This is a genomic window from Allosalinactinospora lopnorensis, from assembly GCF_000981225.1.
GTDB classification, from domain to species: Bacteria; Actinomycetota; Actinomycetes; order Streptosporangiales; family Streptosporangiaceae; genus Allosalinactinospora; species Allosalinactinospora lopnorensis.
In genome coordinates, this window is the sequence record NZ_LAJC01000030.1 from 26423 (window position 1) to 52599 (window position 26177).

28 protein-coding genes and 2 pseudogenes are annotated in these 26177 nt (G+C 68.4%); 8 read left to right on the forward strand and 22 right to left on the reverse strand.

Annotated features, from left to right (window positions below; translation table 11 throughout):
• Positions 1-43: 43 nt before the first annotated feature.
• From VS93_RS12900 to VS93_RS33400, 10 genes are all read right to left on the reverse strand, one after another.
• The gene (locus VS93_RS12900; protein WP_046470186.1) at positions 44-832 is read right to left on the reverse strand and encodes an enoyl-CoA hydratase/isomerase family protein; all 789 of its coding nucleotides are present in this window, start codon (positions 830-832) and stop codon (positions 44-46) included.
• A 122-nt stretch (positions 833-954) separates the two neighbouring features.
• Positions 955-1980 (reverse strand): alcohol dehydrogenase catalytic domain-containing protein, encoded by a 1026-nt coding sequence (locus VS93_RS12905; RefSeq protein WP_046470187.1) that lies wholly within the window; start codon positions 1978-1980, stop codon positions 955-957.
• 15 nt (positions 1981-1995) lie between these two features.
• Positions 1996-2337, reverse strand: a complete 342-nt coding sequence (locus tag VS93_RS30415; protein ID WP_236700521.1) for an ABC transporter permease subunit — start codon at positions 2335-2337, stop codon at positions 1996-1998.
• Positions 2334-3683 (reverse strand): ABC transporter permease, encoded by a 1350-nt coding sequence (locus VS93_RS12910; RefSeq protein ID WP_201776630.1) that lies wholly within the window; start codon positions 3681-3683, stop codon positions 2334-2336. The genes VS93_RS30415 and VS93_RS12910 overlap by 4 nt, the downstream gene beginning before the upstream one ends.
• Before the next feature lie 5 nt (positions 3684-3688).
• Positions 3689-4843: an ABC transporter ATP-binding protein gene (locus tag VS93_RS12915; RefSeq protein ID WP_046470188.1), complete on the reverse strand. Its 1155-nt coding sequence runs from the start codon at positions 4841-4843 to the stop codon at positions 3689-3691.
• A gap of 258 nt (positions 4844-5101) precedes the next feature.
• Positions 5102-6130, reverse strand: coding sequence for an ABC transporter substrate-binding protein (locus tag VS93_RS12920; RefSeq protein ID WP_046470211.1), 1029 nt, complete (start codon positions 6128-6130; stop codon positions 5102-5104).
• Positions 6131-6288: 158 nt separating this feature from the next.
• On the reverse strand, positions 6289-7083 hold the full coding sequence (locus VS93_RS12925; RefSeq protein WP_046470189.1) for an SDR family NAD(P)-dependent oxidoreductase: 795 nt from the start codon (positions 7081-7083) through the stop codon (positions 6289-6291).
• Between the two features lie 55 nt (positions 7084-7138).
• A complete protein-coding gene (locus VS93_RS12930) occupies positions 7139-8473 on the reverse strand; it encodes an FAD-dependent oxidoreductase (RefSeq protein ID WP_082126852.1) in 1335 nt (444 codons plus the stop codon).
• Positions 8474-8616: 143 nt separating this feature from the next.
• Positions 8617-9447: an MFS transporter gene (locus VS93_RS33395; protein WP_052745725.1), complete on the reverse strand. Its 831-nt coding sequence runs from the start codon at positions 9445-9447 to the stop codon at positions 8617-8619.
• A complete protein-coding gene (locus tag VS93_RS33400) occupies positions 9333-9962 on the reverse strand; it encodes an MFS transporter (RefSeq protein WP_156184814.1) in 630 nt (209 codons plus the stop codon). The genes VS93_RS33395 and VS93_RS33400 overlap by 115 nt, the downstream gene beginning before the upstream one ends.
• A 191-nt stretch (positions 9963-10153) precedes the next feature.
• Here VS93_RS33400 and VS93_RS12940 point away from each other — a divergent pair, with 191 nt between their 5' ends.
• Entirely contained in the window at positions 10154-12100 is a 1947-nt protein-coding gene (locus VS93_RS12940; RefSeq protein ID WP_201776631.1) for an oxidoreductase, read from the forward strand.
• On the opposite strand, the gene VS93_RS12945 is transcribed toward VS93_RS12940, so the two are convergent.
• Entirely contained in the window at positions 12097-12864 is a 768-nt protein-coding gene (locus tag VS93_RS12945) for an SDR family NAD(P)-dependent oxidoreductase (RefSeq protein ID WP_046470190.1), read from the reverse strand. The genes VS93_RS12940 and VS93_RS12945 overlap by 4 nt on opposite strands.
• A gap of 178 nt (positions 12865-13042) precedes the next feature.
• Between VS93_RS12945 and VS93_RS12950 the strand changes: the two genes are divergently transcribed.
• Together VS93_RS12950 and VS93_RS31605 are read left to right on the forward strand one after the other, a co-directional pair.
• Entirely contained in the window at positions 13043-13420 is a 378-nt protein-coding gene (locus VS93_RS12950) for a hypothetical protein (RefSeq protein WP_046470191.1), read from the forward strand.
• Positions 13421-13614: 194 nt separating this feature from the next.
• The gene (locus VS93_RS31605) at positions 13615-13854 is read left to right on the forward strand and encodes a biotin/lipoyl-containing protein (RefSeq protein WP_046470192.1); all 240 of its coding nucleotides are present in this window, start codon (positions 13615-13617) and stop codon (positions 13852-13854) included.
• Positions 13855-13890: 36 nt separating this feature from the next.
• On the opposite strand, the gene VS93_RS12960 is transcribed toward VS93_RS31605, so the two are convergent.
• Positions 13891-14652 carry an enoyl-CoA hydratase/isomerase family protein gene (locus tag VS93_RS12960; protein WP_046470193.1) on the reverse strand — a complete coding sequence of 254 codons (762 nt, stop codon included), beginning with the start codon at positions 14650-14652 and terminating at the stop codon, positions 13891-13893.
• 228 nt (positions 14653-14880) lie between these two features.
• Here VS93_RS12960 and fabG point away from each other — a divergent pair, with 228 nt between their 5' ends.
• The 5 genes and pseudogenes from fabG (at position 14881) to VS93_RS12980 (ending at position 18496) form a co-directional block, all read left to right on the forward strand.
• Positions 14881-15642, forward strand: coding sequence for a 3-oxoacyl-ACP reductase FabG (gene fabG / locus VS93_RS12965; RefSeq protein WP_046470194.1), 762 nt, complete (start codon positions 14881-14883; stop codon positions 15640-15642).
• Positions 15643-15685: 43 nt separating this feature from the next.
• Complete coding sequence (locus VS93_RS12970; RefSeq protein WP_046470195.1) at positions 15686-16138, forward strand: MaoC family dehydratase; 453 nt, start codon at positions 15686-15688, stop codon at positions 16136-16138.
• A gap of 23 nt (positions 16139-16161) precedes the next feature.
• Positions 16162-16866 (forward strand): acyl-CoA dehydrogenase family protein, encoded by a 705-nt coding sequence (locus tag VS93_RS30420; RefSeq protein WP_201776632.1) that lies wholly within the window; start codon positions 16162-16164, stop codon positions 16864-16866.
• A gap of 15 nt (positions 16867-16881) precedes the next feature.
• A pseudogene (locus VS93_RS31610) lies at positions 16882-17307 on the forward strand (acyl-CoA dehydrogenase family protein); the annotation flags it as partial.
• A gap of 91 nt (positions 17308-17398) precedes the next feature.
• On the forward strand, positions 17399-18496 hold the full coding sequence (locus tag VS93_RS12980) for a phosphotransferase family protein (RefSeq protein ID WP_052745728.1): 1098 nt from the start codon (positions 17399-17401) through the stop codon (positions 18494-18496).
• A gap of 37 nt (positions 18497-18533) precedes the next feature.
• Here VS93_RS12980 and VS93_RS12985 read toward each other — a convergent pair whose 3' ends face one another.
• The 10 genes and pseudogenes from VS93_RS12985 to VS93_RS13020 form a co-directional block, all read right to left on the reverse strand.
• Positions 18534-18866, reverse strand: a complete 333-nt coding sequence (locus VS93_RS12985; RefSeq protein WP_046470196.1) for an EthD domain-containing protein — start codon at positions 18864-18866, stop codon at positions 18534-18536.
• A 24-nt stretch (positions 18867-18890) separates the two neighbouring features.
• Positions 18891-19214: a hypothetical protein gene (locus VS93_RS30425; protein ID WP_201776633.1), complete on the reverse strand. Its 324-nt coding sequence runs from the start codon at positions 19212-19214 to the stop codon at positions 18891-18893.
• Entirely contained in the window at positions 19112-19558 is a 447-nt protein-coding gene (locus VS93_RS12990; RefSeq protein ID WP_201776634.1) for a TetR/AcrR family transcriptional regulator, read from the reverse strand. The genes VS93_RS30425 and VS93_RS12990 overlap by 103 nt, the downstream gene beginning before the upstream one ends.
• A 45-nt stretch (positions 19559-19603) precedes the next feature.
• Positions 19604-19963 carry an AMP-binding enzyme gene (locus tag VS93_RS33405; protein ID WP_269082852.1) on the reverse strand — a complete coding sequence of 120 codons (360 nt, stop codon included), beginning with the start codon at positions 19961-19963 and terminating at the stop codon, positions 19604-19606.
• A gap of 159 nt (positions 19964-20122) precedes the next feature.
• Positions 20123-21120: pseudogene (locus tag VS93_RS31625) on the reverse strand (class I adenylate-forming enzyme family protein); the annotation flags it as partial.
• A gap of 38 nt (positions 21121-21158) precedes the next feature.
• On the reverse strand, positions 21159-21947 hold the full coding sequence (locus VS93_RS13000) for an SDR family NAD(P)-dependent oxidoreductase (RefSeq protein WP_046470197.1): 789 nt from the start codon (positions 21945-21947) through the stop codon (positions 21159-21161).
• Positions 21948-22008: 61 nt separating this feature from the next.
• The gene (locus VS93_RS13005; RefSeq protein ID WP_046470198.1) at positions 22009-22770 is read right to left on the reverse strand and encodes an SDR family NAD(P)-dependent oxidoreductase; all 762 of its coding nucleotides are present in this window, start codon (positions 22768-22770) and stop codon (positions 22009-22011) included.
• Positions 22767-23984 carry an acyl-CoA dehydrogenase family protein gene (locus VS93_RS13010; RefSeq protein WP_046470199.1) on the reverse strand — a complete coding sequence of 406 codons (1218 nt, stop codon included), beginning with the start codon at positions 23982-23984 and terminating at the stop codon, positions 22767-22769. Before VS93_RS13010 ends, VS93_RS13005 begins: the two co-directional genes overlap by 4 nt.
• A 49-nt stretch (positions 23985-24033) precedes the next feature.
• Positions 24034-24972: a phosphotransferase family protein gene (locus VS93_RS13015; RefSeq protein WP_201776636.1), complete on the reverse strand. Its 939-nt coding sequence runs from the start codon at positions 24970-24972 to the stop codon at positions 24034-24036.
• Positions 24969-26174 (reverse strand): acyl-CoA dehydrogenase family protein, encoded by a 1206-nt coding sequence (locus VS93_RS13020; protein ID WP_046470215.1) that lies wholly within the window; start codon positions 26172-26174, stop codon positions 24969-24971. The genes VS93_RS13015 and VS93_RS13020 overlap by 4 nt, the downstream gene beginning before the upstream one ends.
• Positions 26175-26177 lie beyond the last annotated feature (3 nt).

Genomic DNA, 26177 nt, shown 5'->3' on the forward strand with positions numbered 1-26177 from the left:
AGCCGATGGGGTGACTACGGTGAGGGAAGCGACCGGGCGCGGGTCAGCGACCGGTCCACTTCGGATCGCGCTTCTCGAGGAACGCGGCGACACCCTCACGCGCGTCCTCGGACTGCAGCGTCACGCCCACGGCCAGCCGCTCCATCACCATCATCGACTGGACCGAGGCGTCCAGGCTCTGGTCGATCGTCATCTTCGTGACCTGCATCTGGAACGGGCTCTTGTCGGTGAGGTTGGCGATAAAGTCCTCGACGACCTGGTCGAGCTCGTCCTGCGGCGCCGAAGCGTTGATCAGGTTCCAGTCGGCGGCCTCAAGGCCGGTGAGCAGCTTGCCGGCCAGCATCAGCTCCTTGGTCTTGCGCAGGCCGATCATCCGAGGCACCCGGTAGATCGGCCCGGCGCCGCCGAACAGAGCACGACGGATGTGGAAGTCACCGATGAGCGCATCGTCTGATGCGATGGCGAAGTCGCAGGAGATCATCAGCTCGAACCCACCGGCCGTGGTGTAGCCCTCGAGCACCGCAACCGTGGGGGTCTTCATCTGGTAGAGGTTGTCGCAGATCCGTGCCGAGTCGACCGCGACGGACCATCCGGTCGTCGACCCGACGTAGTCCGACTGGAGCTCGTCGAGATCGAAGCCGGAGCAGAAGGTGCCCTCCCGGCCGCGAAGGACGAGCACCCGCAGCTCCGGGTCGTTGTCGACCTCGGTGATGATCTCGTCGAGTCGGTTGAGGATAGCGAGGTTCACGCTGTTCCGCTTCCACGGACGGTTGAGCCACACGCGCGCCACATGCCCGTCGCACTCCAGCTGGATGTCGTCTTCCACGGCCATATTCGAACTCCTTAATGAACTGAATTCAGTACAAGTTTCACATCGCGGCGACGAGGCTGTCAAGACGTCCGCGCGCGGCCTGGCTTGTCCGCCCAGCCGACGTCGGTCGTACGCCGGCCCGGTCAGGGCACCAACGCCGCCCTCCCCCTGACCCGGCCGTGCCGCAGGTCGTCCAGCGCCTCGGCGTAGTTGTCGAGCGCGTACCGCACCACCTGCGGGCGCACCAGGCCACGCCCCGCCATCGACACCACGTCGACGAGGTCTCCGCGTGTTCCCCAGAACGGCAGGGATACCTGCAGACCCGGCAGAACACCCGGTTTCGCCAGTCGGAGCGCACCGCCGGCGCTGCCGACGATCGACAGGTGGGCGTTAGTTCGGAGAACCTCTCGGGCCAGGTCCAATGTGGTCTGTGCTCCCACCATGTCCAGCACGACGTCGTAACCGGCAGGCGACAGCTCGAGCAGGTCCTTGCGGAGGTGCGCGCTGTTCGCATCCACTATGTGGTGAGCGCCGGACTGGCGGGCGAGGTCGAGCGCTTCGACGCGTGCGTCGACGGTCACGACCACCGCAGGGGTAACGGCGCGCAACAGTTGGACGGCCAGGTGGCCGAGCCCGCCGATGCCGATCACGAGGGCTGCCCCGCCATCTGCAAGGCGATGGCCAGCCTGTCCGAGCGCATGCCATGACGTCAGCCCGGCATCGGTCAGGGGCACCGCGTCGAGCGGGTCCAAGTCGCCGATGTCGATGATCCGGGACGCCTCCACGGTGACGAACTCGGCGAGTCCTCCGTCCGTGCCCAGACCCAGGCCGGCGATGCCGGACGTCCCAGAGCGATCACAGTAGTTCAGCGCACCGGACCGGCATCGCTGGCAGGTACCGCATCCCCACGGTGCATAGACCACGACCATGCTGCCCACAAGCGTGGAATCACCAGGGGCGTCCACCACCTCACCGGCGATCTCGTGCCCGAGCGTGAACGGCGGTTCAAAGGGAAACGTCGCCGGCCCAGAGTCGAGGACATGGATATCGGAGTGGCACAGCCCCGCGGCCCGCACGCGGATGAGGACCTCCCCGTCCTGCGCCACCGGCGCGGGCACATCCATCAGCCGAGCCGGCTTGCCCCAATGCAGCAGACGGAGGGCCCTCATCTGGACCGTGCCGGTTCAGAGCTGGTTGAGCACATTGCGTCCGCCAAGCAACATCGCGACCACCACGCCCAATGCTGTGACGCAGGTCATGACCATCGCGATGGCCGCCACCATCGGATAGGAGCCGTTCGTCCACAGGTCGAAGAGCACCGTGCCCATCACCTGTGTGGTCGCCGCGCGTACCAGCAGGGACGCCGCGAACTCGTGAGTCAGAAGGATGAACATCAAGGCGACGGCACCGAAGATGGTCGGACGCAGCAACGGCAGGACCACGCGCAGGTTCGTCGTGAGGAAGCCCGCTCCGCTCGTCCGGGAAGCCTCGTTGTAGGAGTCCCCCAGCGAGAGCATGGCAGTCATCTGCATCCGTGTGGAGAACGGAACCATAAGCGCGACATAGACGAGGATGATGACCGCTTCGTGCCGTACAGGACCAGGGGTGGCTGGGTGTAGGTGAGCAGGAAACCGACACCGAAAATCACCGCCGGGATGCCCAAGGGCAAAGACGTGACAAGATCTCCGATGGCCCGCAGGACGCGATGGCGCCTGCCACGAACAAGCAGCGTCGCAGCGACGAAACCCAGCGGAAGACAGATCGCCACGGCAACCGACGAGGCCACCAAGCTGGTCAGGATGGCTTGAACGAGGTGAGACGAGTCGAACAAAGCACTGAAGTTGTCCATGCCCAGCTGCCCCCAGAGGATCGACGCGGACCAGTAGGGCGACAGCGCGACGATGAGCAGCCCGATGAGCGGCAGAAGGAGCGCGAAGAACCCGTAGACGAGGATGGTCACGGCCGCCCACGGGGACCGGGTCCGGGAGGCGACGAAGGCCTTGCCGCCGTGCGTCACGAACCGCCCCTGGTCGCCGAGCAACATCTTCTGCACCACCACGACCGCGATGCCGAAGAGCACCAGCGGCGAACCCATCGCAGCCGCCGCGGCGTAGTCGATGGGGGACTCGGTGACGCGGCGGTACATCTCCGTGGTGATCACGTCGACCCCGGAGTTGAGACCGAGCAGAAGCGGCGCGGTGAACTGCCCGAGCCCGAGGAGGAGGGCCACCCCGCCCCCGTACACAAGTGCGGGTCGAAGCAGCGGCAGGACTACGCGGAAGAACACTCCAAGCGTCGATGAGCCACTGATCTGTGCCGCCTCCAGGTGCTCCGCGCTGATGTTCTGGATGCCCGCGCTCACGAACAGGTACACGAACGACGTCAAGCCGAACCCGGTGATGATGACGATCCACGGCGCGCTGTAGATGTCGACGGGTCCGCTCTCGAGGTGGTTCCACCACGGCAGGCCGCGCAGGAGGGCGTTCAGGTAGCCGGGGCCGGGTGAGAGCAGGAAGGCCCAACCCACCACGTTCGCGACCGCAGGCATGACGATCGGCAGTACCGGGATGGCCCGGAGCAGGCCGTAGCCCGGAGGTAGGCGGCTGGCGGCGAAGGCGAGCACGGTCCCGAACACCAGGGCGATGACCAGGGAGCCGAGCGCCAGCGCCGCCGTCATCCAGAGGACCTCGCCGGCGTCGGTCAGGTCGAGGGCGGAGCGGTACCCCTGTGCGTTTCCCGCGAAGGCCATCGACTGCAACCGGACCAGCGGAAGGACGATCAGGTAGCCGACGGCCAGCAGGAACGCCGTGTAGCCGATGCGCGACATCCAGGTCCGCTGAGTGAAGGTCGGTGCCGTGAACAGGGTGGCCACGTGGATCACTCCCCCACGCCGACGCCGACGCCGACGGTGACGGCGTCGGCGGACGTGGTGACGGCTGTTGAGCCGTCGCTGTAGTAGCGGGCATTGCTCGGAGCGAAGCTGACGGTGACGTTCGTCCCGGGCGCCAGGTCACCCACCCACGTGCCGTCTGCGCCGATACTGGACTTCAGGTACAGGGTGTGTCCCGCGTATTCGACGGTGACGTCGTAATGTCGCCCCCCGTACTCGGCCGTTACCAGGGTCGCCGGCAGCCGGACATGGCCGGCCGGGACCGTGGTGGAGTCGCGGTGGACGGCGATGTCGTCGGGCCGCAACCGGGCGACTGCCTGGTCTCCGCCGATCCGCGCCGATCCGATATCGACCGGCTCGCCCGTGGTCGTCTGCCATCCAACGTGGCTACGAACGAGCGGCAGCCGGTTCGCCATGCCGATGAACGCCGCGACGTACTCCGAGACCGGGGCCTGGAAGACCTCCCAGGGGGTGCCCATCTGCTCGATCCTGCCCTGGTTCATGATCGCCAGCCGGTCTCCCAGCGCCAGCGCTTCGGACTGGTCGTGCGTGACGAACACCGCGGTAAAGCCCAGACGCTGATGGAGCTGATGGATCTCGGTCCTGACCAGATCGCGCAGGCGGGCGTCCAGGTTGCTGAGCGGCTCGTCGAACAGCACCAGCTCCGGCCGATGCACCAGGCCGCGTGCGAGAGCAACACGCTGCTGCTGGCCGCCACTGAGCTGGGAGGGGAGTCGGTCCAACAGCTCGCCGCAGTGCACCATGTCGGCCATGCTCTCCACCGCCCCTTCGGCCATCGCCTTCTTCATGCGCCGGACCTTGAGCGGGTAGCGGATGTTCTGGCGGACCGTCATGTGCGGCCACAGCGCGTAGGACTGGAACACCATGCCGATGTTGCGATGGTTGGGGGCGATGTCGACCTTGCGGTCCGCGTCGAACACCGGCCGGTCGCGGAACGAAATCGTCCCCGAACTCGGCGTCTCAAGCCCGCCCAGGCAGCGCAGCGTCGTCGTCTTGCCACAGCCGCTAGGCCCCAAGAGCACCAGGAACTCCCCCTGCTCGATCTGGAGGTGGAGATCGTCGACCACGGTGTTCCGGCCGAACCTCTTGGTCAGCGCTGAAACCTGAACCTGCGTTGTCACCTGTGATCCCTTCAATCGGCTGATCGCGACTGCACAACGCATGGTCGGCGTCGCATTCGACCACCTATCTGTGGCGGTTGCATCTGTGGCTATGTCGTCCCGGCTGTCATGGGGATCCATGAAGTGAACTTAGTTCAGTTCACAGTAGCCCGAGCGGTCGGGGCTGGCAAGCGCTGCTTTCGACTTTCCAAGGACGCCGTCTGGGTGGCACCCCGGGACGGGCGCGCCACCCAGACGTCGGATCGAAGCAGCGGGCGGCTACTCGAACATCGCCTCCCACTCCTTTTGGTAGGCCGCCACGGCATCCGTGGTCTGCAGCCTGGCCTCCAGGTCTGGGATCTCCTGTGCGTCCGCCACGGCACCCTCCACGGGGAGCACCGAGGCGTAGTCCTTTCCTTGAGCCACCTGGCCCTCGTGGCTGACCATGAAGTCGGCCATGAGCTGTGCCGCGTTCGGATGTGGAGCCGCGGACAGGACCATGGCCTTCCACGGAGCGCCCCACACCGGGTCAGGAAGTGTCCAGTCGACCGGGGCTCCGTCCTCTTGCTCAGGGACTAGCGGTTGCACCACCAGGGTGGCGGCCAGCTCGCCAGAGGTGAGCGCCTGGGTGATGGGAAGCGTGCTCGGATAGACGCGCGGGTCGAGCTCGGCGAGCTGGGGGAGGAAGTCGTCTCCGGCCTGTTCCGTCACGAAGTTGTAGAAGTCGACGTACGCCCCGGATGTGGGCTTGGTGATGCCGATCTTTCCCTCAAGCTCGGGGTTCAGCAGGTCGTCGTATCCCTCAAGCCCCTCCGGGAGGAGCTCGGTGTTCCAGCCGAGCCCCAGGACCGCGGCGCTCACGAGGAAGTACTTTCCGTTGTCGACGGTCTGAGCCTGGTTGTAGTCGGGGGTGTCGAAGTGCGGGCCCTGGACGTCGACCGCGAAGTCGCCCGGCTCGGCAACATCGGTGATCCACTGCTGCGCCGCGGTCACGTACACGTCGGCCGTGCTCCGGCCGGTCTGCTTCTCCGCCTCGACCTTCGGCCCTAGGTCGGCGTCCACGCCGCGCACGAACTCCACGGTGATCTCGGGGTACTCGGTCTGGAACGCCTTCTTCAGTGGCTCGAGGTTCCTCGGGTGCTGACTCGAGTAGACCGTGACGCTCCCCTCCTCCTTGGCCGCGGCCACGACGTCTTTCCAGCTACCCGACACCGCGGCGCCGTCTTCCGCCTGCGTAGTGCCGCAACCGGCGGCGATGACCGCAGTCACCGCGACTGCCAGGGCGAGTCTCACTCGGTTCGATTTCATCGAGCTGTCCTTCCCGAAGCGCATTCAGCACGTCATCGTCTGACGGGGTGTCCACCAGCCGATTGGACAAAGTGAACTCAGTTCAGTGTTATGACCATAGCGATGTTGTGGCGCAGCGCACAAGGGTGGAGGTCGGTAACCTGTCGGGAGCCCGTTCCTCACGCCGTGAACCGGCCACCGTTGGCGAGCAACACCCCGCCGACCACGTTCACGGCATCCTGCGACGCCAGGAAGAGCGCCAGTTCGGCCATCTCGTCGGCCGTGGCGTACCGGGAGACGGCCGAGCCAGGCGCGGCCTGCTTCAGGATCTCCGGCGTGCGCTGGGCCATTCCCGTGTCGGTGGGTCCCGGAGCGAGGATGTTGACCCGCACGTCGTGCGCGATGACCTCCTTGGCGACCGACTGACCCAACGCGTGCACGCCGGCCTTCGCAGCCGAGTAGTGCGGGTGGGACACGGGGGCGTCGAACGTCGCCGAGGAGCCGACGAGGACCACACTCCCCGACTTCTGGGCACACATGTGTCGTACCGCGGCGCGCAGGAGGAAGAACGCGCCGTCAAGGTTCACGGCCAGCATCCGTCTCCACGACTCGTCCGACAGCCGGCCGATGAGCTCGAACGGTTGGCCGGTCTGGACGGCGTCGGCCAGCAGATGCTTGGCGCCGGGGTCGTCGATCCCGGCGGCATGGACCACGACGTCCAGGTTGCCGTGGTCGTCGACGACCGAGTTCACGAGGTCGTCGACGTTCGTGGAGTCCGAGACGTCGAGCCCGACCGCGCTGGCCCGCTCGTACCCCTTAGCGGCGCAGGCCGCAGCCTGCGCGTCGATGTCCGCAAAGACCACGTGGGCGGCTCCGCGCTCGGCGAGCTGGCGGGCCGCGGCGCGGCCTATCCCACTCCCCGCCCCAGTGACCAGGGCGACATTTCCGCTGAAGGCCGACGAGTTGCTGCTCACCTCTGTGACTCCTGTCCGTACGGCACGAGCGCTGCCCGTGTCCTGTGGTCTGTGGCTAGTGAGTGGCCGCCCGGTCGGCGGCGGCGCGGTCGGCGGCAGTCAGACCGAAGACGAGCGCGGGCGCGATGCCACCGGCATAACTCCGGTAGTACAGCCCGCCCGTATCGGCGCCGGCAGCGAAGAGCCCCGGGATCGGACGACTCATCCGGTCGAGCACCCGGGCCTCCTCGTCAATAAGGACGCCGTGGAAGGGGAACGTGATGGCCGGACGAACCTCGACCACGTAGTAGGGCGCCTCCGCGAGCGGGGAGTCGTCGTTCGCCCGACCCGGCACCATCGGCTGCCCGCGCGCCGCCTGGTCGTTGTACGTCCGTACACTCCGCGCGAGCTTCTCGCCGTCGTACCCCCACTCCGGTGGCAGCAGCCCGAGGTCCTCGACGGAGTCGGCCACTCCGAGACGATCCGTCCGCTTCTGCGCCAGGGCGAACTTGTCGGTGCTCGGGGCCCCTTCGACGTACTGTGCGCTCATCCAGTCACGGTGCACGCGCGCGTCGGCGACCAGCAGCCCTCGTGCCTCCGGCTGCTCGAGCAACGCCATCGTGGTCAGATGGTCTCCCAGCGTCTCGTCCGCGAAGCGTTCGCCAGCGAGGTTGAACAGCAGCGCGTGCTCGCTGTAGTACAGGGCGAGGCTGACGAAGTCGTCGTCGCCGAGCCTGACCCCCGCCGGCACGAGGTGGCCGTAGAAGCCTGCGCCGTCCTTGCCGGTCCCGGCTCCGGCCCGCTGCGCGAGCCGCAGACCATCGCCGCGGCTCATGGGGTTGGACCGGAGCTCAACCGTGCTCGCGAGCGGATGGATGTGCCGGTCGACCAGGTCATGATCTGCCTGGAACCCGCCGGTGGCCAGGATGGTGGCAGAGGCCCGCACAGTGCGCCGGCTCCCGTCCGCCAGCACCAGGCCGGCGCCCACCACGGCACCTTCGTCCATGACCAGTGCGCTGGTGCTGGTGTGCGTGAGCAGCTCACCCTCCGCGCGGATGATGCGTCGACATTCGTCGATGTAGTGCGGCGCGTCGAACTGGTGGCCGCGCCCGAAGCCGAGCATGAGCACTGCGTCCTTGCACTCCACACCCAGTGAGCGGATCCACTCGACCCCGTCGTCGAGCCCGTCGACGAGCCTGTTGCGCAGGCGCTTGTCCCCCAGCGGGTTGACCCGGGCCATCGTCTCGCGGTCAGGGGCCGTCCAGACGTACCCCGCATACTGCGCGGAGCCGCCGACGGACGTTGCCGATTCCACGAGCAGCACCCGCGCCCCGGTCTTGATGCTGCGCACTGCGGCGGTGAGCCCGGCCATGCCGCCACCGATCACCAGAACATCGACGTCATCGGGCACGGCGTCTCCTCTCTATGGTCGGGTGTCCGACGTTAATAGAAATGAATTCAGTTGTATAGTCCGGGTGTGCGTGGCCGTGGCCGACACAGACGAGTCCCTGGCCGGCTTCTAGCGCAGACGCGAACGGGCGAACAGTGTGCGGATCAGCGAGGCGGCAACGGTCCCTTGGGCACCAACGCGGCCGTGACAGTGGCCGCAACCGCTGCGAACGCGCAAAGCAGGAAGGCAGTCGCGTAGGGAGCATCCCCTGCCCCTGCGCTGACGACCGCGGCGGTGGTCTGTACCCCCAGCGCGTTGCCCATGGCACGGACCACCGCGTTAACACCAGTCGCTTCTCCGGTCGCGCCTGCGGGCGCGTGGTCGACGATGAGGTTCGCGGTCGAGGCGAAGGAAAGGCCCAACCCGAAGAGCACGAGAGCCGTCGGAGCGAAGAGCGCCATCAGGGTTGCGCGGTCATGAGCCAGGAACAGCATCCCGACTGCGATCAGCGTGCTGCCCATGGCCATGGGGATCTTGTCGCCTGCCCTGCCGCCCAGTCGAGCCGAGAGCGGACCGGCGAGGACCATGACGATGCATCCGGGCATCATCAGCAGCCCGACCTGGGTCGCGTCGCTGGTGAAACCGAACCCTACGGAGCGCGGAGTCTGCGCATACTGCGGCACGAGCACGAACACGCTGAAAGCGGCGAAACCGACCAAAAACGCGGCGACGTTTCCCAGCAGCACCGAAGGGTGCACGAGCAAACCGATGTCAAGAAGCGGTTGTGGCACGCGCCTCTCCACCACCCCGAAGACGATGAGCAGACCTAACCCTGTCAGTGCCAGCAAGGTGGTGCGCGGATCGGCGACTCCCCACGTGTTCAGCTGACCCACCGCCAGCATGACCGCGAACAGGCCGGCGCTGAGCCAGGAGATTCCCCACCAGTCGACCCGTCTGTGGCCGCCCGACGTGGACTCCGCGAGGAGCAGGCGCACCGCGGCGGCGGCGAGTGCGGCCGTGACTGCGACGCTCCAGAAGATCGCCTCGAACGAGAAGAGGTCGACGAGGACACCGCCGAGGACGAGGCCGGCAAACGACGAGACCAGACCGATCGCTGTGGCCCGGCGTGCCGCGGGGACGTGGTCTCTGATGAGTCCGAAGGACAGCGGGATGATCCCCCCACCGGCGCTTGGACGACCCGCCCAAGGATGACGACGTCCATCCGCGCAACGGTTGCGGCGACCAGCGCACCCAGGGCGAACAGGCCCAGCACGATCGCCAGCAGGCGGCGCTTGCCGAACATGTCCCCCAGGCGACCGACCACAGGCGTCAGCACGGCGGCGGAGACCATGTACGCCGTGAACGACCACGCGGCCGTCTGCGTGGTGGAGCCGAGGTCACGCGCCATCTGCGGGATGGCCGGAGCCACCGAGGTCTGCGCGCTGGCGAAAACGAGCACCGCCAGGCAGAGAACCCCGGTGGTGAGGGACGGTTGTCGATCGCCCTTCATCACGTGTGGCCCGGGCGGCTGAACGGCCCATTCGCCTGCGATATCAAACCAAACTCATTTCAGTTCTTTGCGAGTACATCCAGCAGGCGCGTGCATGTCAAGGCGAGGCAAGAACGCACGGATCACAACCTGGCCCGCGGCCATTACGGCTGCTAGCCTCCCTTGAACTGAACTTGGCTAGGGAGGTGCAGGTGTCCCAGGCCCATACCCAAGTGCCGGATCTCGCGACGCCGTTCACGGTGAGGGGCCGACGGCTGCGCAACCGGATGGTCGCCACCGCGCACGCTTCCGGGCTGATCTCCGACGGCCTGGCCCAGGACGGCGATGCGGACTACTGGACGCGGGTGGCCGGCGGTGGCGTAGCGATGGTGGTCAGCGGCGCCACCATCGTCTCGGCGGAGTCGACCGTCCGGACCGGAAATCTCGTGGTCGCCTACCGCGGCGAGGCCAAGTACGGACTCGCGAAACGAGCGCAGGCCATCCGGGCAGGCGGTGCGGTCCCGATCTCGCAATTGATCCACCTTGGCCGCGAGACGCTGGGGGCGGAGTCGTGGTACGCCCCGGCGGCGCCCTCGGCCGTGAGGACGTCCCGCTCGCCTTCCCCGCCCCGGGTCCTCACCGGCAAGGAGATCCCTCGTCTGATCGACGACTTCCAACGTTGTGCCGCGAGCTGCGTGGAGGCCGGCTTCGAGGGCGTGGAGCTGCATGCCGCTCACGGCTACCTGCTCGAACAGTTCCTTTCTCGGGACGCCAACGAGCGCCACGACCGATACGGCCCTGGCCCCCTCGGCGGCATCAAACTCATCAGCGATATCGTCCAGAGCATCCGCGAGACCACCCCGAACGCGATCGTCGGAGTGCGGCTGTCCGCGATCGAGTCGCTGCTGTCGTTCGAGGACGTCTGCCGGGTGATGGAGCAACTCCCTGCCGGTGCCGACATCGACTACCTGAACATGGCGGTCGGGGATCGCGGGCGGTACGTGGCGGACATGGCCACGAGTTCACCACCGTTGCTGCCGGTGGTCGAGCAGCTCGCCGACGCGACAGCACTGCCGCTGCTGGTCTCGCAGTCCTTCCGCACCGACGAGGACATCAACACCGCGTTGAGCCAGGGCGCCGACCTGGTGGGGATGTGTCGGACGGTGATCGCCGACCCTGAAGCTCCCAAGAAGTTCCTCGCCGGCCGCGCACGAGAGGTACGGCCGTGCACCAACTGCAACGAGGATTGTCGGCTGTTCACCCCGTGTCTCCTGTGCTCAGTGAACCCGCATCTGGCCCCTCCCCCGCACCGACGTCGTCCCGCGGCTCCGCTGCTGTTGCAGACGGCACGGCCCCGCGGCCAGGGCAGCGTGTCGGTCGTGGGAGGTGGGCCGGCCGGGCTGGAGGCCGCGCTCGTGCTGGCCGAAGAGGGCAGGCCCGTCGTGCTGTACGAGGAAACCGACCGTCTCGGCGGACAGATCGCGACCGCTGGCGACGCGCCGCACCGCATGGGCTGGCGTCGCCTGATCGGCTACTACACCGGTCGCCTGGACGACCTCGGCGTCTCGGCGCGACTTGGGAGGGTTCCATCCGCACAGGAGCTGGAGGAGTTCGACGACGTGATCGTCGCGGTGGGCGCCGAGGAGACGCTGTCCGAGTACGGGAACGAGGTGGACGCCGTCACCTGCTCGGCGGCATTGGAAAAGGGCGCGGAAGGCATGGCCGGCGTCGACGAGCTGGTAGTGGTCGACGACGGCTTCGGGTGGTGGCCCGCCGTGAGCGCGGTGGAGCTCGGGATCGCCGCGGGCGTGCGCGGCATCACGGTCCTGGCGCCCAGTGGCGCCTTCGCCGCGGGCATCCCGGCTGAGAGCCGAACCCAGTTGCTGCACCGGCTGCACGGCACGGGTGTCGCCATCCACGGCTTCCTGCTCCCGATCGGGCGCAACGGACGCGAGTTGACCGCCCGCTCACTCACCGGCGTCGAGACCACCCTGGGCGCTGACCTGGTGGTCGTCGCCGGCCCCCGCGTACCTCGGAAAATCCCGCCTGTTCCCGAAGGGGCCCGCGTCCAGATGATCGGCGACTGCGTGAGCGCCCGCAAGGTCGCCCATGCCGTCTCCGAGGGCCGGGAGGCGGGCTGCCGTGTGCTGGGCGCCTAAGCCGCGGTCCAGCCCCCGTCGGCATAGATCTCGGAACCCGTCATGAATGAGGAGTCGTCGCTGGCCAGGAAGGCCACCACGGCAGCGATCTCCTCAGCCGTGCCGAGTCGCCCCATGGGGGTGTGGGTAAGCATGGCCTCGTGACGCTCGGTGCCTGCGTACCTCTCTAGGAGCTGACTCGTACCGATGAACCCCGGATGGAGTGAGTTGACACGCACCTCGGACCGGGCCCAGTGCAGTGCGGCGTTCTTGCTCATGGTGCGCACCGCCCCCTTGGCGGCGTGGTAGGCCACACTGTTCCCCAGGCCGCCCACCGTGCCCAGAATCGAGCACATGTTGACGATGGAGCCTCCACCGGTGCGCTCGATGGCGGGGCCGACGTGCTTCATGCCGAGCCAGACGCCGGTCTGCCCCACGGCGATGACGCGCTCCCAGCGGTCGAGGTCCTCCTGATCGACGGTCGCGATGCTCCCGAGGGCAGCGTTGTTGACCAGCCCACTAAGGCCTGAGAACTCGCGCTCGGCAAGCGCCACGACGGTGCGCCAGGCATCCTCGCTGGATACGTCGAGGGCATAGCACAGGTGCCTCTCAGTGCCCCCGGGCAGCTCGGCGACCAGGTCACGGCACGCGGACTCGTCCACGTCCGTCACCACCAGCCGCGCGCCCTCTTCGGCCAGCCTTCGGGCGATCGCCGCCCCAAGGCCACCGGTGCTGCCGGTGACCAGCACCGCCTTGTCCACCAGTCTCGACCGCACCGCGCTCATGCTTCACCCCTTGCAAGGACCGGGAAGCGCGCACACAGCCACGCACACCCAAGGTTAGAACTGAATTCATTTCATCATCACTGAACCGCGCGCAACCGTCAACGGGGTGCCCGGCGCACCGAGCCGGCATCGGAGGGCGCACTCGACAGGACTTCGCTTAATGAACTAAATTCAGTTTATGACATCCTCAGCGACTCCCTTCCTCGACACGTGGTTCGCGGTCATGGACTCGGACCACCCCGACCGCGTGCTCGACCTGATCAGTGACGACTTCCATCTGTCGGTGCAGTTCTCCACGGGCAGCGGAAGGGCCGCAGAGTTCACCGGTGACAGGGCGGGGCTGGTGTCGTACCTGGCCCAGCGCGAGAAGGGCACCCGTGTGCACCACGTCGTCCGGTCCGCTCATAGCGGCGATGTCGAGATGGCGCTGGGTCGGGTCACGCGTGACGGCGACTTCGAGGCCTCCTTCAACGCAAGCGCACTCATCGCGCCGGAGACACAGAAGTGCCGGAGACTGCTAATCTGCCGCACACCGGAGATCGAGTTCCCCGTGTGAGACGGTTCCGGGCGCTCAGTGTGCTGGCGAGGCGGTCGCGGATCTGGCGGAGCAGCCGGTCGTGGTCGAGGGCATTCCCACCGTGATCCCGTTCCACCGCACGGTCGTCGACGGCCCGGCGTTCACCGCGCTCGACGGCGAGTTCGGCGTCTACACCCGCTGGATCGAGCCGAGTTCGACAGCCCGATCCGGCCGTGGACTGGGGAGAGCCACGGCGGCGGCGCGGTCCGCGGGGCGACACCCTCACCTCGCCGATGCGGGGCACGGTGGTGAAGGCGACCGCCGAGGAGGGGTCCACGGTGGTCGAGGGCGACCCGATCATCGTGATCGAGGCGATGAAGATGGAACGACCGGTCAAGGCACACAAGACCGGCGCTGTCACCGGGCTGTCCACCGAGGTCGGCGCCACCGTCACCTGTCGGATCAAGGACTGAGCGGCGAAAAGATGAGCAACGGCGAGCGGCACCCAGTCAGCGCGAGAGGAACCGCTCGATCAGCGCCTGCGCTGCGTCGGTGTCGACCATACGGGCGATGGTCTCGGCCTCGTCCCTTCCGCTGGCGGCGCGAGAGACGGACCAGGATCGGCGGACCAGGCGTTTGGCCTCCCCTAGGGCAAGGACGGGACCGGCCGCCAACTGCTCGGCGATCCTCATCGTCTGGACGGCCACCTGGTCGTCGTCGACGACCTCGGTCACCAGTCCCCACTCTCGGGACTCACCGGCCGTGAGCACACGGCCGGTGAGGGCTAATTCGAGTGCGCGCTGCTGCCCCACCGCCCGGGGCAACAGGTAGGAAACACCACAGTCGGGGCTCAGCCCGACGCCGGCATACGCCATCAAGAACTTCGTCGACCGGCCGGCGACAGTCAGGTCAGAGTTCAGCAGGAACGCCAGGCCAGCACCGGCCACCGCACCGTGCACGCCGGCGACCACCGGCTTGGCCAGGTTTGAGAGCCGCTGCAGATGGTGCTCCAGCACGGACGCAAGCTCGAGCACGTATGAGGGACGGTCGGAGGCCTCAGCGAATGACGAGACATCGCCACCTGCGCAGAACCGACTCCCCTCGCCGGTCAGCGTCACCACGCGCACCGCAGTGTCCTCGGCTGCGGTCACGGCTCGCCCGAACGCCTCGGCCGCCGGCAGATCGAGCGAGTTCGAAGCCTCCGAGCGTTCCAGCACGATCCGTCCCACGGCGCCGTCGACGTCGAATCCGACACCCCGCGGCTTCGTCACAGTCTTCCGATCTCCGGCCACTACCCACCGCCCTCAGTCTCTGACGCGTCCACGCTGCGGGCGCCCAGATGTCGCCCTCAACCACCGCCCACCGTCGATCCCCATTTGACAGAGAGGACCGGCACGGCGAAGATGAACTGAATTTAGTTTAGCACAGGTGTTGCCGTGGCCTGCGGCTCCCCGTAGTCAACGCAATGTCGAATGATGCCGACACGTTTAGGAGAACGGATGACCAACGCGCATCGACGCACGGCGATCGTCACGGGCGCCGCGCGGGGCATTGGCGCTACCGTGGCCAAGCGACTGGCCGTCGACGGCCTCGCTGTCGCGGTCCTGGACCTCGACGAGGGGTCCTGCAAGCAGGTGGTCGCCGATATCGAGGCCACCGGTTCCCATGCCGTCGGCGTCGGCGTCGACGTGGCCGACGAGACGGCCGTCGAGGCCGCGGTAAGCCGGGTGGCCGAGGAGCTGGGCGAGCCGACCGTGCTGGTCAACAACGCCGGCATCACCCGCGACAACCTGCTGTTCAAGATGACCGCGCAGGACTGGGACGCGGTGATGAACGTGCACCTGCGCGGGTCCTTCCTGACGAGCCGGGCGGTGCAGAAGTACATGGTCGAGGCCAAGTGGGGCCGGATCATCAACATGTCCAGCAGGTCCGCGGTGGGCAACCGTGGGCAGGCCAACTACTCCGCGGCCAAGGCCGGCCTGCAGGGGTTCACCAAGACGCTGTCGATCGAGTTGGGCAAGTTCGGCGTCACCGTGAACGCGATCGCGCCCGGCTTCATCGTCACCGAGATGACCGAGGCCACCGCCGCCCGGGTGGGTGCGTCGTTCGAGGACTTCAAGGCCGCGGCGGCCACGCAGACGCCGATGGGCCGGGTCGGCTACCCCGACGACATCGCCCACACTGCGTCGTTCCTGGCCAGCGAGGGCGCAGGCTTCGTCTGCGGCCAGGTGGTCTACGTCGCCGGCGGGCCCGTCGACTGAGCCCACCGGCCATACCCCACCCCTCCAACCGACAGGAGCAGGCATGCGCGTCTTCAACGGAATCGACGAGCTCAAGCAGGCCGTCGGCGAGCACTTGGGCTACAGCGACTGGCACACGATCACTCAGGAGCGGGTGAACCAGTTCGCCGACGCGACCGGCGACCACCAGTGGATCCATGTCGACCCCGAACGGGCCAAGGTGGGGCCCTTCGGCGGAACCATCGCGCACGGGTACCTGACGCTGTCGCTGGTGCCGATGCTCAACGCGCAGATCTACCGCGTCGACGGGCTGTCCATGGGCATCAACTACGGCACCAACAAGGTGCGCTTCCCCGCGCCTGTGCCGGCCGGCTCGCGGGTGCGCGCCGGCGCGGAGATCGCGGAGGTGACCCCCACGCCACAGGGCGCGCAGGCCGTGGTGCGCACCACCATCGAGGTCGAGAGCGGCGACAAACCCGCCTGCGTGGCCGAGAGCGTCGTCGTACTCGTGTCCTGAGGAAGGAAGGAAACCGCGTCGCCATGAGCCAGCCGCCCCTGCCTCCCGATGTGGACGACCTCCGCCGGCGCACCCGCCGGTTCGTCCGCGAGGTCGTCATCGAGGAGGAGCCGGTGCCGGGAGAGCGCCTGCCACAGGCCACGCGCGTGCGGCTGCAGCAGGCCGCCCGGGAGGCCGGTGTGTTCGCACCCCACGCGCCGCAAGAGTACGGCGGACAGGGCCTGTCGATCGAGCACTGGTCACCGATCCTCCAGGAGGCGGGGTACTCCCCCATCGGTCCCAGCGTGCTCAACTGCATGGCGCCGGACGAGGGCAACATGCACATGCTCGAACTGGTGGCGACCGACGAGCAGAAGCGCCGCTACCTGGAACCGCTGGCCCGTGGGCACGTCCGCTCCTGCTTCGGCATGACTGAACCGCACCCGGGCGCCGGGTCGGACCCCGCCGCTCTGCAGACCACAGCGTCGCGCCGACCAGGCGGCTGGAGGATCAACGGCCACAAGCGGTTCACCAGCGGCGCGATCGGCGCTGCCTTCTGCATCGTCATGGCCCGCACCGACGTTCTCGACGACGCACCCGCCGGGGCGACCATGTTCCTGGTCGACATGACCAACCCCGGGGTCACGATCGGGGAGCCGATCCACACCGTGGACCGCTATATCGACGGCGGCCATCCGCACGTCCGCTTCCAGGACTGCGAGATCGGTGACGAGGCGGTGCTCGGCTAGGTCGGCCGCGGGTTCTCCTATGCACAGGTACGGCTGGGCCCCGCGCGCCTCACACATTGCATGCGCTGGCTGGGGCTGGCCCGGCGGTCCATGGACATCGCGTTGGACCGGGCAGAGACCCGGACACTCTTCGGCACGCCGCTCACCGACCTCGGGCCGGCGCAGAACCTGACCGCAGACTCGGTGATCGACATCGAGACGTGCGACGCGATCGTCGCCAAGACCGCGGGCCTGCTCGCCGTCAACCCCAAGGCCGGGTCGGCGATGTCCTCGGTCGCGAAGGTGCACTGCTCCGAGGCGATCTTCCGGGTGATCGACCGTGCAGTCCAGATCTGCGGGGGCGACGGTGTCTCCGACGGGCTTCCACTGGCGCAGTTCCTCAACGAGGTCCGGCCGTTTCGGATCTACGACGGCCCCAACGAGACCCACCGCTGGGCTATCGCGCGCCGGGCCTCCTCCGATCGACGAGCCGCGGTGAAGGCCGGGGAGCGTCACCAGGGCGAAGCGTGGTTCGGAGCGGGAGCGGTCACTGATGCACACGGTGCCGGATGGCGTCGAGGTGGTCGCCACCAGCAAAGACGCCGAACGCCTGGACGCCCCGCCGCTGCTGGTACTCGAGCCGCTCGCCGAATTCCTCGACACCCACGGCATCGGGCGTGGACCACTGGCCTGGGAACGGATCGGTGAGGGGCAGTCCAACCTCACCTACCGGATCCGCCGTGGGTCCGACAGCCTGGTGTTACGGCGCGGCCCCCGTCCCCCGCTGCCGAGGTCGACCCACGACATGGTGCGTGAGGCGCGTATCCAGCAGCTGCTGCGCCCTCATGGCGTGCCGGTTCCCGAGATCGTCGCGGTGTGCTCAGACGACTCGGTTCTCGGCGTCCCGTTCTACCTGATGGAGTCGCTCGACGGGGTCGTGATCACCGACACCGTCCCTGTCGCCCTCGACACCTGCGAACAGCGCCGCGCCACTAGCATCGCGCTGGTGGAGGCCCTGGTGCTGCTCCACGGCGTCGACCCCGCCGGGGACGCGGAACTGCAGTCGTTCGGCCGGCCGGAGGGCTACCTACGGCGCCAGGTCGACCGGTTCTCCGCCCTGTGGGACGTCAACACCACGCGCACCGTTCCCCAGGTCGCGAGGCTCGCCGACTGGCTCGGCGCAAACCTGCCTGTCAGCCACAGCGCGGCAGTGGTGCACGGTGACTACCGTCTGGGGAACCTGATGTTCCGTCCGAACGCGCCCGCGTGTGTCCTGGCGGTCCTGGACTGGGAGATGGCCACTCTCGGTGACCCGCTCGCCGACCTGGGCTATCTCACCGCCACCTACGCCGAGGCGGGCGGCCCGACGTCTCCGCTGCACCTCAGTACGGCGACCCGGCGGCCCGGCTATCTGACCGGTCGCCAGCTTGCCGAGCACTACGCCGAACGCACCGGGCGCGACCTCAGCGCACTGCCCTGGTATCAGACGCTCGCGCTGCGGAAGGCCGCCATCTTCTGCGAAGCCATATACACGCGCTGGCTCAATGGTGAGCGCCCACACGACAGGAGCTTCGCCCCCACACTCGAACACGGTGTTCCCGCCCTGCTGGAGGCCGCGGGGCATCACGCCGACCTCTCCCCGCGGTCCTGAGACGACTGCGTCCCACGCGCCCGGTGACGCCCGAAGGTCAGAAGGTGGACTGCTCGGCGAGCATGGTCTGCTCCTCGCCCATCACGATGATCCGGCGCCCCCGCATGCTGCCGACGTGCTCAACGGCCCTTTTCCACTCCTCGCTGACAAGCGCGGCATCCAGATCCTCGCGGGAGTCGAAGCTCAGGATGGAGATGCCGTCCCAGCCCGCCGAGCGCTCGTCCACCGTGTCCAGCACCTCCGTGTGCAGCCACCGACGCAACCCGGGCAGCGGGTACGTCATCTCGGCGTGCTCACCACGCCACCAGTTGATGAACTGCTGGTGCGTCCAGTCGCTCGGACGTGACGCCAGGACGATCAGGTTGTACACAGGGGTCCTCTCCGTAGGCCGGCCTCAGCGCTTCCGGGTCTTTCTGGCAGTCGTGCGGGCGGGCGTGGAGCCGTCACAGACGATGCGCAGACAGGCGTCGGTGACCACCTCCGTGATCTCGTCCAGGCTCATGGAACCCTCGGCGCGGTACCAGCGCCACACACTGACCACCAGCCCGAGCACGAGCCGTGCCGTGACCTGCGCGTCACGACGCACGAAGGCGTCTTGGTCGATGCCGCGGTGGATCAGCGCGGTCCATTCTGCCTCGATGTCCTTGACGAGGTCGCGACATTGCTGCCGCTCCGCTTCCTCTCGCTGGGACTGTCGGGGTGTGGCGAGCAGGTCCATGTGGTTGTGCAGGATTCGCCGCTGCAGCGCCTCCCGCGGCGTGGCCTCGTACGCCGCGGCAACGCCGGCCTCGAAGGCCTTGGTGCGTCGGAGACACCGGACGTCACCTCGCGGAACCGGGTCAGGCTCTGGTCGAGCTGCATGCGCATGATGGTGAGCAGGCAGTGTGACTTGGATTCGAAGTAATGGTACAGAGCGGTCTGCCCGATGCCGACCTCGTCGGCGACGGTGGCCCACTTGGTGTGCTCGAACCCCACCTCACCGAAGTGGTCGATCGCCGCGTCCAGGATCACCTTGCGCTTCGATCGCGAGCTCTCCCGGCCCGTCGCTGTCGCTGTCGACATCCTTGATCCCATCTGTCGCAGGTCGGACTGAGGTCTGTCACCATCCTAACCAAGTTGACCTGAACTCGGCTTGATCCGGGTGCGAAGGTCGTTGGCGAGCTGTGTCGCATCGGGGCGCGACAACTTGCCCACGCGGTTCTGTGGCAGGTCCGCCACCGCGAAGACGTACTCCGGCCACTTGGACTTCGGGAAGCCACTCTCCTGAAGCCAACCGGTCACGTCTTCCAACGAGAGCACGTCTCCCTCGGGGACCACGAGGGCCGCGACACGTTCACCCAGCATCTCGTCGGCCACCGGCACCACGCACACCTGGGCGACGCCGGGCATCCGACCGACGGCGGCCTCCACCTCATTGACGTCGACGTTGCGGCCGCCTCGGATGATGACCTGCTTCTGCCGTCCCATGAGGCGGACGGTGCCGTCCTCCCCCACCTCCACCAGGTCGCCGGTCGGGAGGAACCCGTCCGAGGTCAGCGCGGGGCGGCGCGGACTCCCCTCCCGGGCATACCCCACGAAGAGCGAAGGACCGCGGACCTGCGCCTCTCCCACCTCACCTACCGCCAGCGGACGTCCCTCGGCGTCCACCGCGCGCACCGTCGTGCCGGGGAACGGCCGTCCGTCTCGGCCCAGCCGCACCTCGGGCGGGTCGGTGGGCAGCGGCGTGGTGTGGCCCAGGCACTCCGACATGCCGAACACGCGAAGAATCTTGCGTCCAGCAGTGTCTCGGCGCGGCGCAACGCACTGGCATCCATCGGCCCACCGCCGACCGTCATCGCGGTCAGGGACCTCAGGGAGCCCTCGGCACCCGGCTGCACCGACAACTGCAGGGCCATAGTAGGTACGAGCATCGTCCACCGCACGTCATGCTCTCTCATCAGGCTCAGCGCCTGTGCGGGGTTCCACTTGTCCAGGCAGACCGCGGGGGACCCCAGCCGCGCGGGCAGGTACATGCCGAAGCAGAAGGCCGCCACGGAGGACCAGGGCACCAACGCCGCGACCGGGTCGCCGGGCCGCAGCCGGACTGTCTCGATGGTGCACCGCCCGGCGTACCAAAGCGCGTCCTCGGACTGGATGACGCATTTGGGACGCCCGGTGGAACCGGAGGTCATGGCGACCACGGATCCGCCGACCCACCGGCCGACGTCGCTGACCGGGCCCTGGCCGGCACGCAGCCGCCAGCCGGCCAGGGCCGACAGCTCGGTCGGGAAGGCGGACGCCGGCAGCTGCCAGGATGCGAGCGTCTCGTCGGAGGCCACCACGGCGTCCGGACGCAGGTCATCCAGCGCGAGGGCGATCTCTGAGGCATGGGCGTGCCTGCTGGTGACCGCCATCAGTCCCCCACGCAGTCCCACCGCAACAGCAGAGGCCAGTGTCCGCCAGGAGTTGTCCGCCTGCACCAGCACGGTCGGTGATCCGCCCAGCGTGGTCTCAAGCTGCTGGGCGAGCCCGGTCGCCTCGGCCACGACCTCGGCCGCGGTGTGTGCTCCTGTCGCATCGACGACCACGACCTCGTCCGGGCCCGTCCTCGCCCGCTTGGTGAGCTCGGCCGACAGTTCCTTCACCTGGTGACTCCTTTACTGGACCGACGAAACCTGGACTGCTATCGGGCGGTCCACCCGCCGTCGACCACGATCGCCTGGCCGGTGACGTACGAGGACGCAGCCGACGCCAGGAAGAGCAAGGCCCCGTCCACCTCGCCCGGTCGCCCGCCCCGATTCAGCAACGTGTTCCGTCGTACCCAGGTCGCCGAGCGCTCGTTGTCGAACAGACCGTCGGTCATCTCGGTGTCGAACCAACCGGGAACGATCGCGTTGACGCGTATTCCCCGGCGTCCCCACTGGCCGGCCAGCTCGCGGGTGAGGCCGAGGATCCCCGCCTTGGACGCCGCGTAGCTCGCGCCGCCGATCGGGGCCGTGGTGACCATGCCGACCACCGACGAGACGTTGATGATGCTGAGGTCCGTCTGTTCCGGGGCCGAACTCGCCACGGCGGTGGCCAGGTGGAAGCCCGCCGCCAGGTTGACGTCCAGGACACCGTGGAAGTCCTCGGGCGTCTCGTCCTCAGCTTGTGGTGGTCCCGACACGCCGGCGTTGTTGACGAGGATGTCGATGCGGTCGCCGTGTCTGACCGCGCGCTCCACCAGTGCGCACCGGTCGTCGTGGACCGTGACGTCGCACGCCACGGGAACGACCGCGTCGTGTTCCTTCGCGAGCGCCTCCAGCCGGTCGAGTCGTCGGGCGGTGGCGAATACGGTCGCGCCTGCCTCGGCCAGCGTCCGGGTAAAGCCCTCTCCCAGCCCGGAGGACGCCCCGGTGACGACCGCGACCCTGCCATGCACGTCGAAGAGCCCGGCGGCGCCGTCGGCCGCTCCCGCAGTGTGGCTGGTCATGCGATCCGGCCCTTCCGCCTGGCGCTCTCGCGCTTCTCCCATGTTCGGCTCCCATCCCCGGTCAGTACACGGCCGTCCGGCCGCCGTCGACGGGGATCACCGCTCCGGTGGTGTAGCCGGAGCGGTCGGAGGCCAGGTGCACGACCATGCCGACGATCTCGTCCGGCCGTCCGAGACGGCCGACCGGGAGCCGGTCGACGGCCTTGCCCACGAAGGACTCGTCCCAGGTCTCGGCCATGTCGGTGGCGAAGGCGCCGGGCATCACGCAGTTGACGCGTACGTGCGGGCCGTACTCCTGGGCGAAGGCCATGGTCAGGGCGTTGAGACCGTTCTTCGCCGCCGCGTACACGGCTTCGGGGGGGCTGGGCCGGTGGGCTCCGATGCTCGAGATGTTGATCACCGAGCCGCCGTCGGCGGCGGCCATGCGGGCCCCGGCCACCGCGGTCAGCCGGAACGGGCCCTTGAGGTCGACCGCGATCGTCTTGTCGAACAGTGCCTCCGACACCTCGAACAGCGAGGGCGCGACCGGCGCGATGCCCGCGTTGTTGACAAGCACGTCGAGACGACCGTGGCGTGCGTACACCTCGTCGACAGCGGGCTCGAGCGCGTCCCACTTCCCCACGTGCAGGGCGAGCGCGTCGACGAAGCCGCCGGTCTCCTCAGCGATCCTCCGGGCGGCGGCGTCACAGGAGTCCTGCTTGCGGCTGGAGACCACGACCGTCGCCCCTTCGGCCGCGAGGCCGTGGGCGATCGCGTAGCCGAGCCCGCGGGTCGCTCCGGTGACGAGGGCGACCTTGCCCGCCAACTCCTTTGCGTCGTTCATGCCCGGCCCCTCTCGGTATGCCGCTGCAACTCCAGCCTGGCGATGGTGCGCAGGTGCACCTCGTTCGGGCCGTCGGCGATCTGCAGGGCGCGGGTAATGGCGAACAGCCGGGCGAGCACGGTGTCGTCGCTGACCCCGGCCGCGCCGAACGTCTGCACCGCGCGGTCGACCACCCGGTGCGCGGTCTCCATCGCCGCTACCTTGATCGTGGCCACCTCCGAGCGCGCGGCGGCGTTGCCGCGCGTGTCCATCAGCCATGCGGCCTTCAGCACCAGCAGCCGGATCTGGTCGATCTCCATCCGGCTGCGGGCGATCCACTCGCGCACGACACCGCGGTCGGCCAGCGGTCCCCCGAACGCCTGTCTGCCCAGTGCGCGCTCGCACATCAGGTCCAGCGCTCGCTCGGCGAACCCGATGGCGCGCATCGCGTAGTGCATGCGGCCGGGCCCGAGGCGACCCTGGGCGATGCGGAAGCCGTCACCCTCTTGGCCGAGCATGTTCTCCACCGGCACGCGTACGTCGCTGAAGTCGACCTCGCCGTGCCCCAGCCGGTCGCGGTAACCGAACATCGGGAGGTCCCGCAGCACCGTGATCCCGGATGCGTCGGCCGGGACCAGCACCATGCTCTGCTGTCGGTAGGTCGGTGCGTCCGGGTCGGACTTGCCCATGAAGATGATCAGCCGACAGTCCGGGTCGAGGACGCCCGAGACGTACCACTTGCGGCCGTTGAGCACATACTCGTCGCCGTCACGACGGATGGTCGAGGCGATGTTGCGGGCGTCCGAGCTGGCCACCCCCGGCTCGGTCATCGCGAACGCCGACCGGATCTCGCAGTCCAGCAGGGGGCGCAGCCATCGCTGCTGTTGCTCCGGGGACCCGTACATCGCGAGGATCTCCATGTTCCCCGTGTCGGGGGCCGAGCAGTTCACCGCCTCGTTGGCGATGACGGAGCGGCCGAGTACCTCTGCCAGTGGTGCGTACTCCAGGTTGGTGAGGCCGGCGCCCCAGTCCCCGTGTGTCATGAACAGGTTCCAGAGGCCGAGTTCGCGGGCCGCTGCCTGCAGACCACGCATGACCTGCGGCTGCTCGTGCGGATCGTCGTTGGCCTCGATCTGCGCGTCGTACAGCTGCTCGGCGGGGTAGACGTGCTCGTCCATGAACGCCTGGAGCCGCTTCAGCAGCTCCTCGGCACGTGGTGAGTGGGCGAATTCCATCGGTGTCTCCTACGACGCGCTCAGGCCACCAGCTCCCGGCCGGTGTCGATCAAGTGCTGGATCGTGTCGGGCAGGCGCTCCTGCTCCGGGTCGTGATGACGCCCCTCGCGGTGCCGCCGCAGGTTGTGCCCCATGATGGCGGCCATCTTGAACCGTCCCAGGGCCTTGAACCAGTCGAGACCGGGCAGATGCCAGCCGTGACCGACGTACCGCTGCACCAGCTCGTTCTCGGAGGCAGATCGGGTACGTCGCGGCCGGCGCCGGGGAAGTTCGCACCGTCGGCGAACACCAGGAACCAGCCGAGCTCGACCCGGGGATCGCCGATGCTCCAGATCTCCCAGTCGATGAGCGCCACTGGCTCGGTCGTCCGAGCGATCAGGTTGCCCAGCCGGTAGTCGCCGTGCACGAGTGTGGGGTGTACCGCCGCCGGGGTGGTCCGTTCGAGCGCGTCCTGGAGCTTCTCGGCACCCTGCACCAGCTCCGGTGGTACGGTGGCCATCGTGCGAGCCCACCGCGCGAGCTCGTTCGTCGGGCTGAGCGGCACCCCGTCGACGGGCAGGTCCTGCAGCGGCACCGCGTGTAGCAGCGTGAGGACCTCGGCAGCGCGCCGCATCCGGGCGGTGGCCACCGCAGGTTCCACGGCCGGGTCGTCCAGGACCGGCTCGAGCGACTCCCCCTCCACGAACTCCATTGCGAACCACGCCGGGTGCCGGTCGTCGACGACCACGATGTCGGGCACCGGAACCGGCGTAGGACCCAGTGCCTGCATGATCCGGGCCTGACGCACCATGTCGTGTCGGCCGATTGGCTTCTGCCCCGGCGGGACCGCCTTGACCACCAGCCGCCCGCTCTCGGTGGCGGTGGCGTAGGTCAGCCCGGAGTGGCCCCCGGGCAGGACCTGCAGCGGACCGACGTGGTCGAGGCCGTTATCGCGCAGGACCTCGGTCACACGCGGCTCGAGATCGCGGAGGTACTCCTGGGCTTTCACGCCTGCGGCTCCTTGGGCAGGCCGAGGACACGTTCGGCCAGGATGTTGTGCTGGATCTCGTCGGTACCGCCGGCGATCCGGTAGCCGGGCGCCCCCAGCACGTGCTCGGTCCAGGCCCAGGTGCCCCACCGCCCGGAGTCGACGGTCAGCTCGGGCCCCAGCAGCATGCGGGCCACCTCGGAGGTGCGGGCCATGGTGTCGGTGGCCAGGAGCTTGCCGACCGACGCCTCCGGGCCCGGCTCCTTGCCGGCCCCCAGCGCGGCTGCCACCCGCATCCCGGCCAGGCGTTGGACGTAGCTGCGGGTGACGAGATCGGCGACCCGGTCCCGCTCCAGGGCGTCGAGCGGACGCCCCAAGTGCCGGGCGAGCTCGACGGCACGGTCGGCGTTGGGCAGCCCCAGGTTGCCGGAGTCCAAGCGCTCCGCCGACAGCACGGTGAGCGCGACATTCCAGCCCTTGCCCACCGGGCCGAGGCGGTAATCGTCCGGCAGCTCGACCTCGTCCAGGTACACCTCGTTGAACGACGCGCCGCCGGTCATCTGTCGGACCGGACGCACGGTGATGCCGGAGCTGTCCATCGGTACCAGGAACACTGTCAGCCCGGCGTGCTTCGGGGCGCCCGGGTCGGTGCGGCACACGGCGACGCCGATATCCGCCACCCGGGCACCCGAGGTCCAGACCTTGTGGCCGGTGAGGACCCACCGGTCGTCACGCTGCACCGCCCTGGTCCTCACCGCCGCCAGGTCGGAGCCCGCCTCGGTCTCGGAGAACAGCTGGCAGGCGATCAGGTCCGCGCGCAGCATCGCGCGCACGTACCGATCCCGCTGCTCGGCGGTTCCCCACTGTGCCACCGCCGGCGCTACCAGCTGCTGGGTCACCGAGAACATCTCGGTGCGCCGCGGAACATCGAAGGCCGCCTCCTCACGCCGGAACGCCAGTACGTACGACACCGGCAGATCCTGGCCGCCGTGCTCCTCCGGCCAGTCGAGCGCCCCCCAGCCGGCGTCGAACTTCGCCTGCTCGTAGGCGCGGATCCGGTCTGTCTCCGCATGTTCCTGCTCGGCGGTCCAGTTCTCGAACACAGCCACCGAGTCAGACCCCACGCCCCAGGCACGGGTGGCCCGCGGTGTGGCGACGGAGGCCAGCCAAGCGCGGGCCTCGGCCACGAAGGTGTCCATGTCAGGCAGGGTCGTCTTGGACATGTC

What these genes read in the sequence shown, in the direction of transcription:
- VS93_RS12900 (WP_046470186.1), bottom strand. Translation starts at nt 832, where the DNA reads ATGGCCGTGGAAGACGACATCCAGCTGGAGTGCGACGGGCATGTGGCG.
- VS93_RS12905 (WP_046470187.1), bottom strand. Translation starts at nt 1,980, where the DNA reads ATGAGGGCCCTCCGTCTGCTGCATTGGGGCAAGCCGGCTCGGCTGATG.
- VS93_RS30415 (WP_236700521.1), bottom strand. Translation starts at nt 2,337, where the DNA reads ATGACTGCCATGCTCTCGCTGGGGGACTCCTACAACGAGGCTTCCCGG.
- VS93_RS12920 (WP_046470211.1), bottom strand. Translation starts at nt 6,130, where the DNA reads ATGAAATCGAACCGAGTGAGACTCGCCCTGGCAGTCGCGGTGACTGCG.
- VS93_RS33400 (WP_156184814.1), bottom strand. Translation starts at nt 9,962, where the DNA reads ATGAAGGGCGATCGACAACCGTCCCTCACCACCGGGGTTCTCTGCCTG.
- VS93_RS12945 (WP_046470190.1), bottom strand. Translation starts at nt 12,864, where the DNA reads ATGAGCGCGGTGCGGTCGAGACTGGTGGACAAGGCGGTGCTGGTCACC.
- VS93_RS12950 (WP_046470191.1), top strand. Translation starts at nt 13,043, where the DNA reads ATGACATCCTCAGCGACTCCCTTCCTCGACACGTGGTTCGCGGTCATG.
- fabG (WP_046470194.1), top strand. Translation starts at nt 14,881, where the DNA reads ATGACCAACGCGCATCGACGCACGGCGATCGTCACGGGCGCCGCGCGG.
- VS93_RS12970 (WP_046470195.1), top strand. Translation starts at nt 15,686, where the DNA reads ATGCGCGTCTTCAACGGAATCGACGAGCTCAAGCAGGCCGTCGGCGAG.
- VS93_RS30420 (WP_201776632.1), top strand. Translation starts at nt 16,162, where the DNA reads ATGAGCCAGCCGCCCCTGCCTCCCGATGTGGACGACCTCCGCCGGCGC.
- VS93_RS12980 (WP_052745728.1), top strand. Translation starts at nt 17,399, where the DNA reads ATGCACACGGTGCCGGATGGCGTCGAGGTGGTCGCCACCAGCAAAGAC.
- VS93_RS30425 (WP_201776633.1), bottom strand. Translation starts at nt 19,214, where the DNA reads ATGGACCTGCTCGCCACACCCCGACAGTCCCAGCGAGAGGAAGCGGAG.
- VS93_RS12990 (WP_201776634.1), bottom strand. Translation starts at nt 19,558, where the DNA reads ATGTCGACAGCGACAGCGACGGGCCGGGAGAGCTCGCGATCGAAGCGC.
- VS93_RS33405 (WP_269082852.1), bottom strand. Translation starts at nt 19,963, where the DNA reads ATGGGACGGCAGAAGCAGGTCATCATCCGAGGCGGCCGCAACGTCGAC.
- VS93_RS13000 (WP_046470197.1), bottom strand. Translation starts at nt 21,947, where the DNA reads ATGACCAGCCACACTGCGGGAGCGGCCGACGGCGCCGCCGGGCTCTTC.
- VS93_RS13005 (WP_046470198.1), bottom strand. Translation starts at nt 22,770, where the DNA reads ATGAACGACGCAAAGGAGTTGGCGGGCAAGGTCGCCCTCGTCACCGGA.
- VS93_RS13010 (WP_046470199.1), bottom strand. Translation starts at nt 23,984, where the DNA reads ATGGAATTCGCCCACTCACCACGTGCCGAGGAGCTGCTGAAGCGGCTC.
- VS93_RS13020 (WP_046470215.1), bottom strand. Translation starts at nt 26,174, where the DNA reads ATGTCCAAGACGACCCTGCCTGACATGGACACCTTCGTGGCCGAGGCC.